General features: G+C 65.9%; 24 protein-coding genes. 17 read left to right on the forward strand and 7 right to left on the reverse strand.

Going from position 1 to position 15,438, the window contains the following annotated elements:
- On the reverse strand, window positions 1–439 hold a 439-nt coding region (locus Q0672_RS18405; protein WP_298624601.1), incomplete at its 3' end, for a hypothetical protein.
- A 40-nt stretch (window positions 440–479) separates the two neighbouring features.
- A complete protein-coding gene (locus Q0672_RS18410; RefSeq protein WP_298624603.1) occupies window positions 480–1,172 on the reverse strand; it encodes a LexA family transcriptional regulator in 693 nt (230 codons plus the stop codon).
- Window positions 1,173–1,258: 86 nt separating this feature from the next.
- On the opposite strand from Q0672_RS18410, the gene Q0672_RS18415 reads away from it, so the two are divergent.
- Together Q0672_RS18415 and Q0672_RS18420 are read left to right on the forward strand one after the other, a co-directional pair.
- Entirely contained in the window at window positions 1,259–1,504 is a 246-nt protein-coding gene (locus tag Q0672_RS18415) for a YdaS family helix-turn-helix protein (RefSeq protein WP_298624605.1), read from the forward strand.
- A 115-nt stretch (window positions 1,505–1,619) separates the two neighbouring features.
- Entirely contained in the window at window positions 1,620–1,769 is a 150-nt protein-coding gene (locus Q0672_RS18420) for a hypothetical protein (RefSeq protein ID WP_298624607.1), read from the forward strand.
- Here Q0672_RS18420 and Q0672_RS18425 read toward each other — a convergent pair.
- The 5 genes from Q0672_RS18425 to Q0672_RS18445 all read right to left on the reverse strand — a co-directional run bounded on the left by Q0672_RS18425 (window position 1,735) and on the right by Q0672_RS18445 (window position 3,994).
- Window positions 1,735–1,929: a hypothetical protein gene (locus tag Q0672_RS18425; RefSeq protein ID WP_298624609.1), complete on the reverse strand. Its 195-nt coding sequence runs from the start codon at window positions 1,927–1,929 to the stop codon at window positions 1,735–1,737. The genes Q0672_RS18420 and Q0672_RS18425 overlap by 35 nt on opposite strands.
- A 381-nt stretch (window positions 1,930–2,310) precedes the next feature.
- Entirely contained in the window at window positions 2,311–2,538 is a 228-nt protein-coding gene (locus tag Q0672_RS18430) for a hypothetical protein (protein WP_298624611.1), read from the reverse strand.
- 93 nt (window positions 2,539–2,631) lie between these two features.
- On the reverse strand, window positions 2,632–2,952 hold the full coding sequence (locus tag Q0672_RS18435) for a hypothetical protein (RefSeq protein WP_298624613.1): 321 nt from the start codon (window positions 2,950–2,952) through the stop codon (window positions 2,632–2,634).
- Window positions 2,953–3,433: 481 nt separating this feature from the next.
- The gene (locus Q0672_RS18440; protein WP_298624615.1) at window positions 3,434–3,658 is read right to left on the reverse strand and encodes a hypothetical protein; all 225 of its coding nucleotides are present in this window, start codon (window positions 3,656–3,658) and stop codon (window positions 3,434–3,436) included.
- Between the two features lie 30 nt (window positions 3,659–3,688).
- Entirely contained in the window at window positions 3,689–3,994 is a 306-nt protein-coding gene (locus Q0672_RS18445) for a hypothetical protein (protein ID WP_298624617.1), read from the reverse strand.
- 120 nt (window positions 3,995–4,114) lie between these two features.
- Between Q0672_RS18445 and Q0672_RS18450 the strand changes: the two genes are divergently transcribed.
- The 15 genes from Q0672_RS18450 to Q0672_RS18520 form a co-directional block, all read left to right on the forward strand.
- On the forward strand, window positions 4,115–4,582 hold the full coding sequence (locus tag Q0672_RS18450; RefSeq protein ID WP_298624619.1) for a phage regulatory CII family protein: 468 nt from the start codon (window positions 4,115–4,117) through the stop codon (window positions 4,580–4,582).
- A gap of 1 nt (window position 4,583) precedes the next feature.
- Entirely contained in the window at window positions 4,584–4,784 is a 201-nt protein-coding gene (locus Q0672_RS18455) for a hypothetical protein (RefSeq protein ID WP_298624621.1), read from the forward strand.
- Window positions 4,777–5,388, forward strand: a complete 612-nt coding sequence (locus Q0672_RS18460; RefSeq protein ID WP_298624623.1) for a hypothetical protein — start codon at window positions 4,777–4,779, stop codon at window positions 5,386–5,388. The genes Q0672_RS18455 and Q0672_RS18460 overlap by 8 nt, the downstream gene beginning before the upstream one ends.
- Complete coding sequence (locus Q0672_RS18465; RefSeq protein ID WP_298624625.1) at window positions 5,385–5,720, forward strand: helix-turn-helix domain-containing protein; 336 nt, start codon at window positions 5,385–5,387, stop codon at window positions 5,718–5,720. The genes Q0672_RS18460 and Q0672_RS18465 overlap by 4 nt, the downstream gene beginning before the upstream one ends.
- Window positions 5,717–6,202: a hypothetical protein gene (locus Q0672_RS18470; RefSeq protein WP_298624627.1), complete on the forward strand. Its 486-nt coding sequence runs from the start codon at window positions 5,717–5,719 to the stop codon at window positions 6,200–6,202. Before Q0672_RS18465 ends, Q0672_RS18470 begins: the two co-directional genes overlap by 4 nt.
- 197 nt (window positions 6,203–6,399) lie before the next feature.
- Window positions 6,400–7,653 (forward strand): hypothetical protein, encoded by a 1,254-nt coding sequence (locus tag Q0672_RS18475; protein WP_298624629.1) that lies wholly within the window; start codon window positions 6,400–6,402, stop codon window positions 7,651–7,653.
- On the forward strand, window positions 7,640–7,939 hold the full coding sequence (locus tag Q0672_RS18480; RefSeq protein WP_298624631.1) for a hypothetical protein: 300 nt from the start codon (window positions 7,640–7,642) through the stop codon (window positions 7,937–7,939). The genes Q0672_RS18475 and Q0672_RS18480 overlap by 14 nt, the downstream gene beginning before the upstream one ends.
- Window positions 7,940–8,162: 223 nt before the next feature.
- Window positions 8,163–8,606 (forward strand): hypothetical protein, encoded by a 444-nt coding sequence (locus Q0672_RS18485; protein WP_298624633.1) that lies wholly within the window; start codon window positions 8,163–8,165, stop codon window positions 8,604–8,606.
- Between the two features lie 103 nt (window positions 8,607–8,709).
- A complete protein-coding gene (locus Q0672_RS18490; RefSeq protein ID WP_298624635.1) occupies window positions 8,710–9,480 on the forward strand; it encodes a hypothetical protein in 771 nt (256 codons plus the stop codon).
- A gap of 96 nt (window positions 9,481–9,576) precedes the next feature.
- Window positions 9,577–10,122 carry a terminase small subunit gene (locus tag Q0672_RS18495; RefSeq protein WP_298624637.1) on the forward strand — a complete coding sequence of 182 codons (546 nt, stop codon included), beginning with the start codon at window positions 9,577–9,579 and terminating at the stop codon, window positions 10,120–10,122.
- A 43-nt stretch (window positions 10,123–10,165) separates the two neighbouring features.
- Window positions 10,166–12,148 (forward strand): phage terminase large subunit family protein, encoded by a 1,983-nt coding sequence (locus tag Q0672_RS18500; protein ID WP_298624639.1) that lies wholly within the window; start codon window positions 10,166–10,168, stop codon window positions 12,146–12,148.
- Between the two features lie 14 nt (window positions 12,149–12,162).
- Window positions 12,163–12,915: a hypothetical protein gene (locus Q0672_RS18505; RefSeq protein ID WP_298624641.1), complete on the forward strand. Its 753-nt coding sequence runs from the start codon at window positions 12,163–12,165 to the stop codon at window positions 12,913–12,915.
- 12 nt (window positions 12,916–12,927) lie between these two features.
- Window positions 12,928–13,422, forward strand: a complete 495-nt coding sequence (locus tag Q0672_RS18510; protein WP_298624643.1) for a hypothetical protein — start codon at window positions 12,928–12,930, stop codon at window positions 13,420–13,422.
- Window positions 13,422–14,609 (forward strand): hypothetical protein, encoded by a 1,188-nt coding sequence (locus Q0672_RS18515; protein ID WP_298624645.1) that lies wholly within the window; start codon window positions 13,422–13,424, stop codon window positions 14,607–14,609. The genes Q0672_RS18510 and Q0672_RS18515 overlap by 1 nt, the downstream gene beginning before the upstream one ends.
- A 3-nt stretch (window positions 14,610–14,612) precedes the next feature.
- On the forward strand, window positions 14,613–15,438 hold an 826-nt coding region (locus tag Q0672_RS18520), incomplete at its 3' end, for a hypothetical protein (RefSeq protein ID WP_298624647.1).

Here is a 15,438-nt window from a genome sequence, read left to right on the forward strand (position 1 = left end):
TTTGGCTTTTGGCGCGCCAGATCCGGGTCTCCTCGGGAATGCGGCCAGTCTTGAGGCAGGCCACAAACTGTTTCTCGGTCATTACGTAGGCGCGGCGCAACGCCCCTTGTTCGACTCGATGAACCTCGATCATGTCTTTGATGCTGATGATCTGAAGCGCGTGGTCTCGGGCTGCTGACCAAAACAGGTCGAATTCATGCAAATCAGGCATGCCGCAATCGATCCACGCCTTTCGCATGATTTTAAGCTTAGCGACTTCCTTGGCGTCTTTCCCTTGCGCGCGAGCTTCGTCTCTGAGCGCCTGGGTTGCCGGCTTGTCGATGTATTCACGCTTCTCCACGCCCAGGCTACCCCACAGTGCCTGGGGGATAGGGTAGGCCCATTCGGAAAAATGGACTTCAGGAACGATTTCTTGAGTGTTTCGCCGGGGCGCTGCCATGTGTTTCACTCGTCGTGGCTGACTTTTGGGTCGTAACCGGTTAGTCGTCTTCCCACTTTCCAATCACCGTCCCTAGCACGCGGAACGGCTCCATGATCGGTGGGTGTTGAGGGTTGAGGGGCTTGAGCCATCGGCGGCCTGCGTCCTCCACGTAGGTCTTGAACGTCACCTGGTTGGCGCCTTCGAGCTTGGCGATGATCCTGTCCCCCGAGTTGGGGCTGCGGCGCATTGGGTCGACGAAGATGATGCAGCCGTCCGGGTAGCTCTTGCCGTAGGGGGCCGTCATCGAGTCGCCATCGACGCGTAGCGCGTAGGTGTGGTCTCCGTTGCGCTTCAGGTGCGGCAGCCAGCGTTCGGCGTACCCCGGTTCGTAAATATCGACAGCCTCGCTCCACTCTCCGGCGCGAACCCAGGAGATCAGCGGAATGCGGCCCTTGATGTCTGGCGCTGGGGTGACGTTCTCAACAAGACGTGATTCTGCCGATTCTTGTGACGGATGGGTATTAGACGAAAGTGATAGAGCGGGCTCTTGGTCAAGCCAGAATCTAGATAGTCCGAGCTTGTCTTCGATGTTTCTTGCGCTGTCTTCGCGCATCCCTTGGCCGCCGCCCAGCCAGCGGTGAAGCTGCGGGGGTTTCATGTCTAGCCGATTCGCAAGCTGCAGAACGACGCCATTAAATTGCTCGTCGATTAGTTTGCGCAGTCGAAGGCGGCGGATGTCTGTGGTGTTCATGTGGCAATGCTGTCTCTTCCGTAACCGTTTGGTAATTCCCTAAGCGGTTATTGACGCGGAGTAACTGTATAGTTATTCTTTCGCCCATGCAGTTCAAACCCTACTTCCTGTCCATCCCCGTCGCGGCCCGAGAAGCCTTCGCGGCGCGTTGTGGAACGTCCCACGCCCACCTGCGCAACATCGCCTATGGCAAGACCTGTGGCGAGGCGCTGGCCATCGCCATCGACCGCGAATCGGGTGGCCGGGTAACGGTCGAGGATCTGCGCCCGGATGTCGATTGGGCGTACCTGCGCGGTACGGCCAAGCCTGCTGCTTTGCAGGCGTCTGCATGAAGTCCCCCAAACAGTTTTCTCCCTCCCTCGGCGTTGCGTCTCCTCCGCCGAGTGCTTCCCCCCGCCGGTTGTTGGGTGCCGGCGGGGATTTTTTGAATAGGACAGGACGCGAAAAATGAAAAACCTCTCTTCTTTCGACCGGTTGTTGATCCGGATTGCCCTTGTCGCGTCGGCGGCGCGCGGCGTGGTTCTCCTGGACGACGACGTTCAGCGCCTGGTTGCGTCGTTCATCAAGGTTCGCGAGGCGTCTGCTCGTACATCGTGATCAGTCCGGCGCGAAGCGAGGTGATGAAGCCAGCAACTGCCGCGCCGTTGATCTCGGTGGCATGGAGGGGGTGAAGGCGTTCGATGGCGGTCGGAAGAATCGCGTCGATGAGCCGATCGGCGGCTTGAACGGCTTCGGGGTTTCTGCTCGGGGTGCTCATGGTGGGTGGCTCCTGTAGTGAGTTGTTTGGCATGTGCCGGGTGGATGGTATCTGGGTGTGTCGGTGCAGTGGGTGTTCGAGTTCGGCCGGGGCTCGTTAAGTCGGCCGGCGTGTGATTGCTGGGATTTTTTTGAAAGGTGAGTGCATGCGTTTTCCTTCGCTAGATGACGGGCCACCCAAGCGCACTTGGCGCCCCTGCGTGCCGGCGTGTCTCGGGAGCCGAAGTGCCGGAGCTCGCGCTCGGCATTTCAGCCTGGTAACTGAGGATGGTGTTGTGCATCGTTTTTTGCTGACCCATCAGGGGATGGCGCTTTTGGGCATGGCCTTTGTGAGCAGCCTGAGCCCGAACCTCGGATGGCTGATGGGCTGGTGGTATCGGCGTCAGAGGCGCAAGAGTTTCCATTCCGAAAGGCAGTCCGGAAGGCCAAGCGTGGAAGGGTCTATCCCGTGGGATGGCCACTGACCATGCCCGCTGACGAGATCGTCAAGCGCTTGCTCTGGCGTGCTGTACCAGTCGAGCTGGCCGTTCTCGAAATAGGTCGCCCAGCCGCCGTCCACCTGGGTGATGCGGAAGGGGCCGATTGCGGTGATGTATTCAAAGTAGTTCATTTTGGGGGCTCCATGCGTGTATCTCGTCGTGTTGTTGCGGTCAAGTCCCGAATGATGGGCCCGACCGTTGGGCTGGCCTATCCAGCGAGCACATCAGTGGATTCCGCCGCTTTCTGCTTGGGTGCGGTCGGCGGTGTCTTTCGCAACCGCGTTGGCGTACTCCATGCGTGCCTGGGCGTCGACGTTCAGGCCCCGCGACCGGCACCAGTCGGGAAACGTTTTGGGGTCGATGAGGGTGCGCACCACGATGTTCCCGTCGCGGCGCAGCTTCTTCTCGAGGCTCTCGGCATTCATCCGCCATTCGTGGAAGGTGGGGGAGAGCTTATGGCGGTCGGCCATGATCCCGAGGATGGCGTCGTAATGTTCCGGCGCGTACCAAGCTATGCCGACGATCTTGGTGGTTTGGGGCTGCATGGGCGTGAGTCCTGTTGATGGGTTGAGGATAAAGGGGATTTGAAATCATGACACGTGAAAGAAGCACGGTGTTGACGCGAGCGGAGTTCGGCGCCGATGTGGCGCGCCGCAAGATGATGCTGGCAGAGGCCGGTCTAATCCGGGCAAGGGCAGATCTGCTGGAGGCTGAGGTAGAGGCGCAGCGTAGTCGGCTTTCCCCGCGGCTTTTGGTGTTGGAGGTGGGGGGCGGCAATCCCGATGAGGCGCTGCCCGCCGAGAAAGGTGGCGAGGGCTTGGATATGTCGCAGTACTGCGGAGACGACTACGACAGGACGGGCTGCACGGCGGCGGTTGAGGTGACGAAGCACGGTTACAAGCTGACGATCCGCGCCCCGAACGGGGCTTGGATGGAGAGCTATGGGGCCAAGTCTGCCGATGACGTGGCATGCATGGTGCGGGATTGGTGCGCGGGCAAGGTGCCAGGTCGGCGAGGTAAAAGGGGTCAGCCGTCCTCGTCGGGGTCGTAGGTGACTTGGTATTCCTCGGCCAACTCGATGTTTACGACCTCGGGTGACGTTGAGGTTGCCTGCTGTCGGCTCTTGGCTCGAACGATCGTCAGATCGCCAGCCCCGATATAGACAAGGGTGGTGTCGGGCATTGCAAGTAACCAGTCGAGTTTGTCCTTTAGCTCTCCGACGGTGAAGGTCTTTGGGGGCTTGTGGGTCATGGCAGTGGGCTTCCTGTTGTTGGTCGGCTGTTAGTGGCGGGAAGAGCAATTGCCGCTGATCAGCCGTTCGCGTGGGGGATGGGGTGGCTTCGGTTCGAGCGAGACCTTGATGCGCGTCCAGCCACACAGCGACGTGGGCAGGCCGATGCGGGACGTGTCGGGGCAGCGCGAGTGGGCAAGGACGCTGCCGGTGGTGAAGGCGACGAATGCGGAGCGCGGGCTGCGGAAGTGGCCCAGATCCTGGCCGCCGAGCAGGACACGCCACCGACCTTCGCGGGTGGGCTCGATGACGGCCTGACCGTACGCGGCGGTTGAGTAGGTGAACTTGGTGAGCATGACAGGGCCTTTCTGGCTTGATGGCAATAAACCTGTACGTCATTGTAAGTGCTCTGCTTGAGGCATGACATGAAATTAGCTTATGGGGAGGTGTAGGCGATGACACGTGAAAGAGGCCCGATGTTGACGGACGTGGAGCACCCCAAGACGCGGTTTCGGCCGGTGTTTCTGGCGCTGCACAGCGACGCGAAGCGCTACCCCGGCGGGGTGACTGCGCTTGCCCACGAGCTGGGTATGAACCCCAGCGTGCTGGCCGACAAGCTCAACCCGAACATCTTCGACAAGGTGCCCACCGCGCGGGAGCTGCTGGAGGTGTTCGAGCGGACGCGCAGTGTGCCGACGGCCAATGCGCTGGCGCTGCTGATTGACCGCACTACGGTGCGGATTGGGGACGCGGACGCGAGCCCGCGCGAGGTGGTGCAGGCGTTCATGGCGCTGACGCGGCGCGCATCGGAGGCAATGGCGCAGGGGGCCGAGGCGCTGGAGGACGGGCGGATCGACCCGGACGAGCGCGCGGTGCTGGAGCCAATGGTGGATGAGCTGATCTGCACGGCGGTGGCCTTCCGGGCCTTTCTGCGCGGAGCTTGAGGTGGAACTGCCCGGGGTGACGTTGCGCTTTCTGGCCGTGCCGGTGGCGTTGTTGCCAGCGTTGCAGCAGCGGGCGCCGTGCTCGGCGTGCGCATACGTGGCGCCGGCCGAGCGTTGCCGGGTGATGCGTGCCCAGGCGGTGGCCTGGGGCCTGCCCGATTGCTCGGGCGATTTTGTTTATCGGGAGGTGACGTGTGACTAGCGATGTGAAGGCGGTGCCGCTGCCGCGCTTGATCGGAGTGGGCGGTGTTGTGGCGCTCCTGGCGATCGATGCGCGGCTGGAGCCGGGGCAGGTGGAGGCGGCGCTGATGCAGTGCGGTGTTCAGCCGGTGGGCAATGACGGTGACGGCCAGCTGGTGTGGTCCGACATGGCGGTGATGGCGGCGGCGGATGTGATCCGGCTGGCGTGCCGTGGCCGGCAGGCCGGCGTGGATGTGGCCCTGCTGGCGTCGGTGATCCGCGAGGTGCTGGGCGATGCCGCCGGCCCGGCGATGGAGCGGGCGCTGGGCCGGCACCTGGGCACGGCGCTGGATGACGTGGACGCGCGCCTGGACCGCGTGATCGAGCAGGGGCAGGGGCTGTTTCGCCAACAGGGCGAGAACGGCCAGCGCATGCGCGAGGTGCTGCAGGTGTGCGGTGCCCTGACGGGCGAACTGCGGGCGAGCAATGCCGCGCTGAAAAAGGATGTGGGTGCGCTGTTGGGGAAGTTCGAGAAGCAGACCGAGGTGCTGATGCAGTCGGTGGTGGAAGAACTCGACGCGGTGCGGCGGTCGCTCAACGAACTGGCGAAGGGGATGAAGGGATGATGAACCAGGGGTGTTTGCTGCCGAGATCGGTGGGGCGTCAACTGGCCGGCACGGTGCGTGAGCAGTTGGCGCACCTGACGTGTGATGTGGCCCGGATGACGGCGGCGGCAGCGATCAGCGGCGATGGGTTTCAGGGGGCTGACAAGCTGGTGCTGGCCGTGCTGCAGGAGTCGAAAGAGAGCCTGCGCCCCCGCCAGATCGAAGAGCGCACCCGAGTGAGCAAAACGGGGGTGAACGAGAGCCTGCAGCGCCTGGAGCGGTGCGGTAAGGCGCGGCGAAAAGCCGTGCCGTCGCCGACCAGGACGCCTGCCTGGGCGTGGAGCGCGGTATGAGCACCGGGATCGAACGGCCGATCGAGCTGGCGCCGGACAAGCTGCGGGCGCTGCTGGTGGTGAAGCGCGGCACGCTGGTGCTGCCGATGTCGCCCCAGCCGCTGGTGGAGGATCGGCAGCGGCGCATCGTGGCCGGCGCGCTGATCGAACTGGGTTACCTCTTCGAGCCGGGCGACAGTGCGGCCGATCTGCTGGATGCGGCCTTCCGCGAGGGCGTGCTGCCCGATCTGCGTTGCCCCTGGGGGCGTGGCGGGGATGTGCTGTGGTGCCGCGAGCCCTGGCAGCGGGTCGGCCACCAGTGGCGCTACGGCAACCGGGATGCCCGCAAGGGGGATGGCCTGGCGTGGTTGCCGGCGGTGCGCATGCCACGGGCGGCGGCGAGGTTGGTGCTCAAGATCGACGATGTGGGCATCGGCTACGACGAGCAGCGCCGGCTGGCGTGGGCGGTGGAGGTTGAACGGCTGGAGGCGGGGCATGGCTAGAAAGCGCAGGCCCGGGACTCTGGTGCCGGCCCTGGAGGCTTGGGTGCCCGATCTGGTGGATCTGCTGGGGTGCTCGCCCAGTGCGGCGCGCGATGCCCTGCGCGAGTTGGTGCGCGTTGGGTTGGTGGCCGTTGAGGGTGGGGAGGTGGTGTTGCCGCTGGCCCCCACCCAGCCCCATGAGACGCAGGGAGGCCCGCATGGGGTCTGATATCTGCATGGTGCTGACGCGGGCAGAGCTGCAGGCGCTGTATCAGGCGGGGCCGGAGTGCTGGGCGCTGTATGTGGTGCTGCGCAGCATGATGGACATGGCCAGCGGCACGGTGGGCCTGCGGTCGGCTATCTCACGCGCGGGGCTGTGCCGGGAGCTGGAGACGGCCACGACGCGTGGGCGGGGGGTCGAGGTGACGCGGCCGACGGAGAAGATGCTCGACGGCTACATCGAGAAGCTGAAGAAGCGGGGGCTCATCAAGCGCACCGGAGGCGTCGAGGTGCTCGTTTTTTTGCTCCCGTTGGCCTATCGCGTGGAGGTGCGTCCGTTTAATACACAGGAAATTGACCGGAAGCTGTTATCCACAGAACAGGGGAGCAGCAAAGCCAGTGCTGGTGCGGGTTTGCGTGTGATTGGCGGGACGGGATCCGATGGCCTGAAATCGCCTATGAGGGGACATATCAAGGTATCAAGGTGTACACCACCCCAATCATCGTCAACAACTGGTAGGGGAGTAGCGCCGGGCGACGGCGCGGCGGCGGGGGTGAATCGAGATCGGGCTGCGCCCTCACAGGCCGGCTCGCTCGGGCGACCCGGCGAAACCCACGACGACCCTTATCGAGATCGCCCTATGGGCTCACACGTCGGCCCATGGGGGGCCGACTCAAACGCATCTGATCGAGATCGGGCTCCGCCCTCGCACCCGGCGCGGTGGCGCCGTTTGGCTACCGAGCCTGATGCAGGCGGTGCGCTGCCCGGCGGGCAGGGGCCGATCAACGCCCGCAGTTCGGCAGAAAAAGAGTCGTTTGCCGATGACATGCCTGCTCCGGCGGCTGCGGTGCCGCTTTTGCGGGCGGTGCTGGATGCGCGGGGAATTCGGGTGGCGCCGGGCGAGGCGGCGGTGGTGGCTGACTGGGCGTCGGCCGGGGTGTCGCCGGACGAGGTGGCCGATGCGGTGGAGCGGGCCCGGGCGGCACGGATCAAGGCGGGCTCGACCCAGCCCATCCCGCTGGCCTACGTGGTTCAGGTGCTCTCCAGCCAGCGGGCGGCGGCGAAACGTGCCGCGGCGCGCATGGAGGGCGCTGCGCCCAGGGCGTGGCGTGGTGGGTTTAGCGACCTGGCTGCGTTGGCCCGGCAGCTGGGCATCGCGCAGGCCCGGCCCGGCGAGGAGCCGGGGGACTTCCGGGCGCGGGTGATGACGGCGTATCAGACGCACAAGGCGGGCGGACATGGCCAGGGTTAAGCAGCCGGCGCTGACGCCGGAGGAGCGGGCGCGCAATCGTCGGGAGGCGGACGAGCGGCAGAAGGCGCGGTGCGCGGTGATCGCGAAGGCGGCGACTGCGAAGGCGCAGGCGTGGCTTGTGGCCCAGGGCGCGATGGTGCCGGGGGAGGGCGTGCGGGATCGGTTGGCCCGGCTGGATGAGTACCGGCAGTCGCTCGTGCAGGCGTCTGCACCGGCGTACCGTCCGACGCCTCGCCAGATCGGCGCCCGGCCGGTCGAGGGGATTTACGAGGAGATCGAGTTTTGAGGTATCCGGCGCGTCTGCGGGATCAGATCAGGCAGTTTCGCGCGGACTTCAACGCGGTTACGGCCAGGTGGGTGGAGGAGGGCTGCCATTCGCCGGAGGAGGTCGAAGCCTGGCGGGTGGAGATCCGCCGGATTGTGGAATCGGAAGGCAGTACGGATCGGGATGTGCTCGATGTGTGCTGGGTATGGCGGAAGGTCGCCGAGAAGCTGAAAAGGAGTTGAGCATGGGAATCAAGGAAGACGTGCAGGCGAGCTATTCCGAAGGGTTCAAGCGCCGGATGCGGAACTGGGCGAGGTCCGTTTCGGGAATCTCCGGCAACCTTGCGCAGATCAATTGGGACTTTACGGCGGGGCGAACAGACGATGGTCCGCCGATTCCGATTCTGCAGGGAGATGCCCAGGACGTCGGCAACGCATTCGAGGCGCTGCCGGCCCGGTTTAGGCGCGCCGTGGAGCTCTACTGGATGTGGGGTGACGAGGATGCGGAACTGACTGTGCTGGGCAGGAAGTGCGAGGTGGATTACCGGACGTATGGGCAGCGCGTGATCGATGGTCATGGGCTGCTCAAGGCAGAGCTGGCGCGGGCTGAGGCGGCGTGGAAGGAGCATCGGAGACGTTCTGAGGCGGCAGTCTTGCGGGCGCGATCGGTGGAAGAGGTGTTGACGTGAAGTGTTTTGCAGGTCTAGAGTGCCGCCCTAGATACAGTTCATAGCTGCGTCCTGAGCCCGTCAAGCCACCGCTGACGGGCTTTTTTGCGTCTTGGGGTGTGGAATGCCTGATATCACCGTCAAGTTCGTGCCGCCGCCGTTCGCCGCCATGCAGGCTGAGGACGCAAAGCAGGTGCGGTTCGCGACCATGGCCACGATCAACCGGGCTGCGTACGCCGGGGCACAAGCGGTGTCGGCCGAGATCGAGAGCCGCTTCGAGTCGCCCACGCCGTGGGTCATTCGCGGCGTGCGCTACACCAAGGCCCGGAAGGATCGGCTGCAGGCCACCATCGATCTGGACTACTGGGGCAACAAGCAGCAGGTGTCGGTGGATCACGTGCTGCAGGCCGAGGTATATGGCGGTCCGCGGGCACTCAAGCGGCACGAGGTGGCGCTCAACCGCATCGGCATCCTGCCCGACGGTTACGCCATCGTGCCAGGTGTGGCGGCGCGGCTCGACCAGTACGGCAACATGCAGGCAGGCCAGATCGTCCAGATCCTCGCTTTCTTCCGGGCGTTCGGGGAGCAGGGCTACAAGGCCAACATGACCGACAAGGGTCGGGAGCGGCTGGCGAAGGGGAGCAAGGCGACGGGCGCCATCGGCTTTCAGTACGTGGCGATCCCGCCGGGCACCAAGGGCGGCCTCGCGCCCGGCATCTACCAGCGCGTGCGGCTCGCCCACGGCACCGCAGTCAAGCCGGTGATGATCTTCGTGAAGATCCCGAAGTACTCCCAGCGCCTGGACTTCCACGGCGTTGCGGACCGGGCGGCGCAGCAGACTTTCGAGGCCGAGTTCCCCTCCGTTCTCGCCCAGGCCCGCCGCACGGCCCGCTGATCGACCACGGGTCCTTCCCGGCCCCCTCCCGCTTACGGGTAATTCGCACCGCGATGTTTTTCTAGCTGGAGTGCTTCCAAGGGTTAGTTAGTTTTCATGGGCAAACGAGTCAATCTTCAGGAACTGTCGGAGTTCATGGGGGTGACCGTCCAGACCCTGATCCGCTGGCAGAAGTCGGAAGGGATGCCCTGCATCCTGGCTGGCCAGCGGGGGCGTGGGAACGAGTACGACACTGAGACGGTGATCGGCTGGTTCGTGCAGCGCGAACTGGCAAAGGCCGGGGCGTCCAGTCCGCGGGATGACCTCGATCGGGTGAAGCGCCTGGAGGTGGAACTGCGGATCGCCGAGAAGCTGGACATGGTGGCGCCGTCGGCGACCTACGAAAAACTGTGGTGCGACCACGTGGAGGCGGTGAAGGTCGAGCTGCTGCTACTCCCGGCCAAGATCGCGGACGAGATCTACGAGGCCACCGGGACCGAAATCGAAGAGGGCGTGATCCTCCCCGCCGTCGAGGCGTGTTTGAAGAAGCTGGAGGCGCTGGATGCTAACGAGTCGGACGAGCCAGAAGGAGATCCTGACCCAGACGCTCTCTATCTTGACGAACCCGACGACGACGGCCCGGATGAGGAGGACGGCGACTAGGACGCTGAACCGGGCGGTGCGGCGCTGGCGGATGCCGCCGAAGATGAACGCCCTGGAGTGGTCGCGGGAGCACCGCTACCTGTCGAGCATCGAGGCGGACCGGGCGGGCAAGTACGACCCGGAGGTGACGCCCTACCTGTGCTGGCCGGGCAACCCGCTGGAGGCCCTCGACGATCCGGCCGTGCGGGAGGTGTGCTGCCAGAAGTCGGCCCAGGTGGCGTGGACCTCGGGTGTCCTGGGCAACGCGCTGGGCAAGTGGATCGACCTCGACCCGTCGCCGATCCTCGGGCTCTTCCCGAAGGAGGGCGCAGCCAAGGAGTACATGGCCGAGAAGTTCGAGCCGATGGTGGGCGCCACCAAGCGATTGGCCCTGAAGATCGACCTGCGCAGCCGGAAGTCGCAGCAGCGCATGCTGTTCAAGCGCTTCCCCGGCGGCTTCCTGAAGCTGGTCGGCTCGAACAGCCCGGCCTCGGTGAAGTCGTCGCCGATCCCGCGGGTCTTCATCGAAGAGCCCGACGACTGCAACCTGAACCTGCGCGGGCAGGGCGATTCGATCAAGCTGGCCAAGGAGCGGACCAAGACCTTCCGGCGCTCGCGGGTCAAGATCATCATCGGGGGCACGCCGACCGTCGAGGGCACCTCGACCATCGCGGCGGAGATGGAGCTCTCCGACAAGCGCGTCGGGATGGTGCCCTGCCATCACTGCGGCGAGGAGCACGCGCTCAGCTTCGACAACCTGCGCTGCCCGACCGACCCGGAGGCGACCCACCCGATCTTCGGCAACAAGGTGCCGGAGAAGGCCTTCTACGCCTGCCCGCACTGCGGGGGTACCTGGAACGACGCGGAGAAGCGCCGCAACGTGCGGAACGGCCGGTGGGTGGCGACGGCGCCGTTCAACGGGATCGCCGGCTATTACCTCAACGAGCTGTACAGCCCGTTTCCGGGTTCGACCTTTGCCATCCTGATGGAGAACTGGCTCTCGGCCCTCCATCACTTTGCGATGGGGGACGAGAGCAAGCTCGTCGCCTGGACCAACAGCAGCAAGGGCATCCCCTACGCCTACAAGGGCGACCAGCCGGAGGCCGACGAGCTCGCCAAGCGGGCGCCGGACTACACCCCGGGCATCGTGCCGGACGGTGGCCTGGTGCTGACGATGGGTGTCGACGTGCAGCACACCTGGCTCGAGTTCGTGATTCGGGCCTGGGGCAGGGGGGAGGAAAGCTGGCTCGTGATGCACGAGCGGATTCACGGCAACCCCTTCCTCCTCGAGGACCGCTGCTGGGAAGAGCTCGACAAGCGGCTCTTTGCGCTCTACCCCCACGAGCGCGGGATGCGCCTGCCGATCCGGGCGGTATCCATCGACAGCTCGGACGGAAACACCTCCGAGGCGGTGTACAAGTACGTGCGCAGCCGCAAGGGCAAGGGCGTCGAGCACGTGATGGCGGTTAAGGGCGCCAAGAATCAGGAGGCCGAGATCTTCCGCCGGCCGGCGCCGTCCATCGACAGCACCAAGCGCAACACCAAGGCCTCGCGCTTCGGCGTGCAGGTGTTCATCGTGGGCGTGGGCAAGTGCAAAGATCTGCTGATCGGCGACGCCGGCCGGGTCGGGCTCACCGGCAACGGCCCGGGCCGCTTCCACGTGTACAAGAGCGTGGCGCCCGACTACTGGGAGCAGCTGCTCGGCGAGGTGAAGGTGCCCGTCCGGCAGAGCAACGGCTACGTGATCAAGGCCTGGCAGAAGAAGGTCGGCCAGCGGGTCGAGGTGCTCGACTGCGAGAACTACGCGCTCCATGCCTCGCGGGCCGTGAAGGTCCATCTGCTCACCGACGCCAGCTGGGATGCCCTCGCGGCGAAGCTGAGTCAGGCCGGGCTGTTTGAAGAAACCCCAGCGCCGGAGCCGGTCGTCACGCCGGCGGCTGTGCCGCCACCAACGGCTCCACCCGTGCAGACGTCTGCACCCCGCGTCATCGTCTCGAACCCCGCTCCGGCGGGGTTTGTCGTTTTCCAGTCCGCCGAGGCGGATTAACCAAGGACAGAAACATGAATATTGCGCAGTTCAAGCGGTGGCTCGGGATCTACGGCAGCGGCTCGGGTGGTCCGGTGTCCTGGAGCGGCATCAGCGGCAAGCCGAGCTTCTCGGCGGTGGCTTTCTCGGGTGACTACAACGACCTCGCCAACCGACCGCCGAGCTCGCCGGGCGGCACCAGCACACCGACCAACCTCGCCGTCGCCGCCCGTGGGGCCACCACCCTGGATGTCACCTCCGACACCGGCACCGACGCCACCCTGCCGGCCGCCACCGCCGCACTTGCCGGCCTCATGTCCGCCGCGGATAAAACCAAGCTCGACGGCCTGTCTGGTGCTGCGGGCGGCGGCGCGCCCGTGTATCGCAAGGCCAACGTCGTCGCCAATGGCGTCACGGGCTTCATCGTGCTCACCGGCTTCGGCACCCAGGCCCAGCTCGACGCCGCCACCGTCACCCCGTCGGCCGACGGCGCCACGATCACCGTCGCCGCGCTGGCCGCCGGCTTCGTGCTCGTGAGCGTCTCGGCGCACCTTCCGGACGGCTTCACCAGTGCCAGCACCAGCGCGTTCAGCTTTGTCCTGCCGGCCAACTTCGGGGTGAATGCCCTCGACAGCCTGCCGATCGTCGATCTGGTGCGCTTCAACGCCGCGGGCATGCGGCAGGCACAGACCAACATCGGCGTGTCGGTCACCGGCACCGCCGTCACCGTCACCCAGACCGGCCTCACCGGTGGCGTAGCCGCCCGCTTCAAGGCCACCGCGCTCTAACGGGAGCCCACCATGCGAGTCAAATTCCTGCTTGGCGCAACCCTGACCAGCGCCGTGGATCAGTCCGCCGGCGCCTGGACCACCGTCACGGCCACCTTTGCGGTCAAGGACTGGGAGGGCGTCAACCTCGGCACCGGCGTCGCGGCGGGCGATGTGGTGTGGATGGACACTGGCGCCTTCGAGCCCGGCACGGTCACCGAGTACAGCATCGCCGCGGTGGGCGCCAAGACCGCCACGTCGGTCACCGTCACGCTGTCCTTCACCACCACCGATCACCCCGCGCCGGACCTCTCCTACAGCGTGGGCGGCAAAGCCGTCATCACCCGCAAGACCACCAACAAGGGCCTGTTCCCGCTGTTCTCGCCCTCGGTGCAGCAGCTGCCGGACAAGCTCGCCTTCTACGCCCAGAACCGCAACGCCGGCATCGCCGATGCCGAAACCACCGTCGTGGTGGGCGCCACCGCGCCGGCCAACCCCGTGCCCGGGCAAGTGTGGGTGAAGACCTGATGCCGCCGAATCCCACCCCCGACACCTACACCGGCACGCCGGGCCAGACGCTGCTCGCCGGGCGCGCCTCCAACCCGGTGGTCGCCTCGGTGGCGAACGCCGGCACCGTCGCCATGCTCGCCAAGGACTGGTCCGCCTCCGGCTTCCAGCTGCTCACCACCATCCCGGACGGGCTGATGCTGGTCAATCTGCCCGGCCACTCCGGCTCCGCTTGGGACGAAGCCCGGCAGAGCATGTGGGTCTATGGCTCCGAGACCCACGGCAGCGCCCAGATGGACAACGCCGTGTACCGCTGGGACGCCGAGACCGGCCTGTGCCACCGCATCTACAACCGCGACCCGGCCACCGGCGACCACCACATCCGCGCCGACGGCCTCATGTTCGCCGACGCCGGCGAGACACGCCCCTGGGCGGCCCACACCTTCCGCAACCTCTGGTACGACGCCACCACCAAAGAGCTCGGCGTCTGCATGAACACCGAGGAGCACGCCTACGCCACCGCCTGGAGCCCACTGCCCGCCGGTAGCGGCTACCTCGCCTCGCGCAAGCTGCCGATCTGGTACTTCAACACCGTCACCGGCGCGTGGCGCTACACGCTCACCGATGCCACCAACGCCTTCTGTGCCCCCGAGCTCGGCGCCGGCCTGGCCCGCGTGCCGGGCAACGGCTGGTGGCGCGTCGCCGGCAGCAACCTGACCCACCTGTCCGAGGACGCCGGCACGGTCACCAACTTCAGCATCTACGGAAAGCTCACCAACGTGCTGATCCAGTCCGTGCCCCACGTGGTGGCCGGCGACAAGCTGGTGGTGATCGGCGGCACCGGCAGCAGCGCCCACCTGGGCTACGTGTGCGACCTGGCCAACCCGGCCGGCGGCGACCATCACATGCTGCCGCTCTCGCTCTTCCCGGCGCTGGCCGGCTGGACGGTGGAAAACATGTGGTCGGTCAAGATGGGCGACGGGCGAATCCTGTTCGGCGCCTACCAAGGGTCGCCCCAGCAGGTGGGCGCCTTCATCTTCAACTGGAACGGCGGCAGCCCCACCGTCACCGACACCGGGCACCGGCTCGCGGCCAGCGGCGGCAGCAGCTACTACGAGCTGCGCGCCGAATGGTCGGCCAAGTACAACTGCGCATTCCTCATGTCCGTGCGGCATGGGGGTAACAAGATGATCGGGGTGAGGATTTAGAACATGGCACTTGCACTCAACAGCAGTCACGCGCTTGCCTCTGCGGTCACCGCGCTGATCGCGGTGGACGGCAACACCGGATCGCTGGTGGACCTCAAGACCGCGCGCACCTTCACGGTCGATGCGGGCGTCACCTTCGTCGACGACGCAACCAACGGCAAGGTGCTGCGCACGGCCGGCGCGGACGCATCCAGCGCCAAGGGCTTCTCCTTCGCGCCGGCCGTCACGATGGCGACCCAGGTGGCCGGGTTCGGCAGCACGATCTTCCTCGTGCTCGCCAAGCACGCTGGCGACGACGGCGGCCTCGCCAACTACAAGAACAACAGCCCCGTCGGCGGCAACGTGATGATCTATCACCCGTTGCCCACCTTCACCCACTCGACCTACGGCCGCAAGATCGCCCTCTCGTCGGTCAATACCGACACCTACGACGCCGCCAAAACCTCCGGCGTCTCGATCTACGGCGACGGCCAGCGGCACACCATCGCCACCACGGCCAGCAACCCGGCCGGCGGGTGGAGCAGCGTGGCGGGCAAGCTGTTCGTCGATGGCGCCGACACCGGCATTGCCGTGACCGGCGGCGCCGGCGACGCCACCATCGGCGCGTTCAACAACCTCAACAACAGCCTGTGGCGCGGCGACTTTCTCTACATGGCGATCTTCAACCGGGCACTGACCCCGGCGGAAATTGCGGATCTCCATGCCTCGGTCGGCAACAACAACGCCTTCGGGCTTGTCACGGGGCAGCCTGCCGGGGCCGCCGCGCCAACCGGGACCGTCACCGTCGGCACCGTCACGCCGGCCAGCACCTCGGCCAGCGTCCCCTACA

Source organism: uncultured Zoogloea sp. (assembly GCF_937894855.1).
Taxonomy (GTDB): domain Bacteria; phylum Pseudomonadota; class Gammaproteobacteria; order Burkholderiales; family Rhodocyclaceae; genus Zoogloea; species Zoogloea oryzae.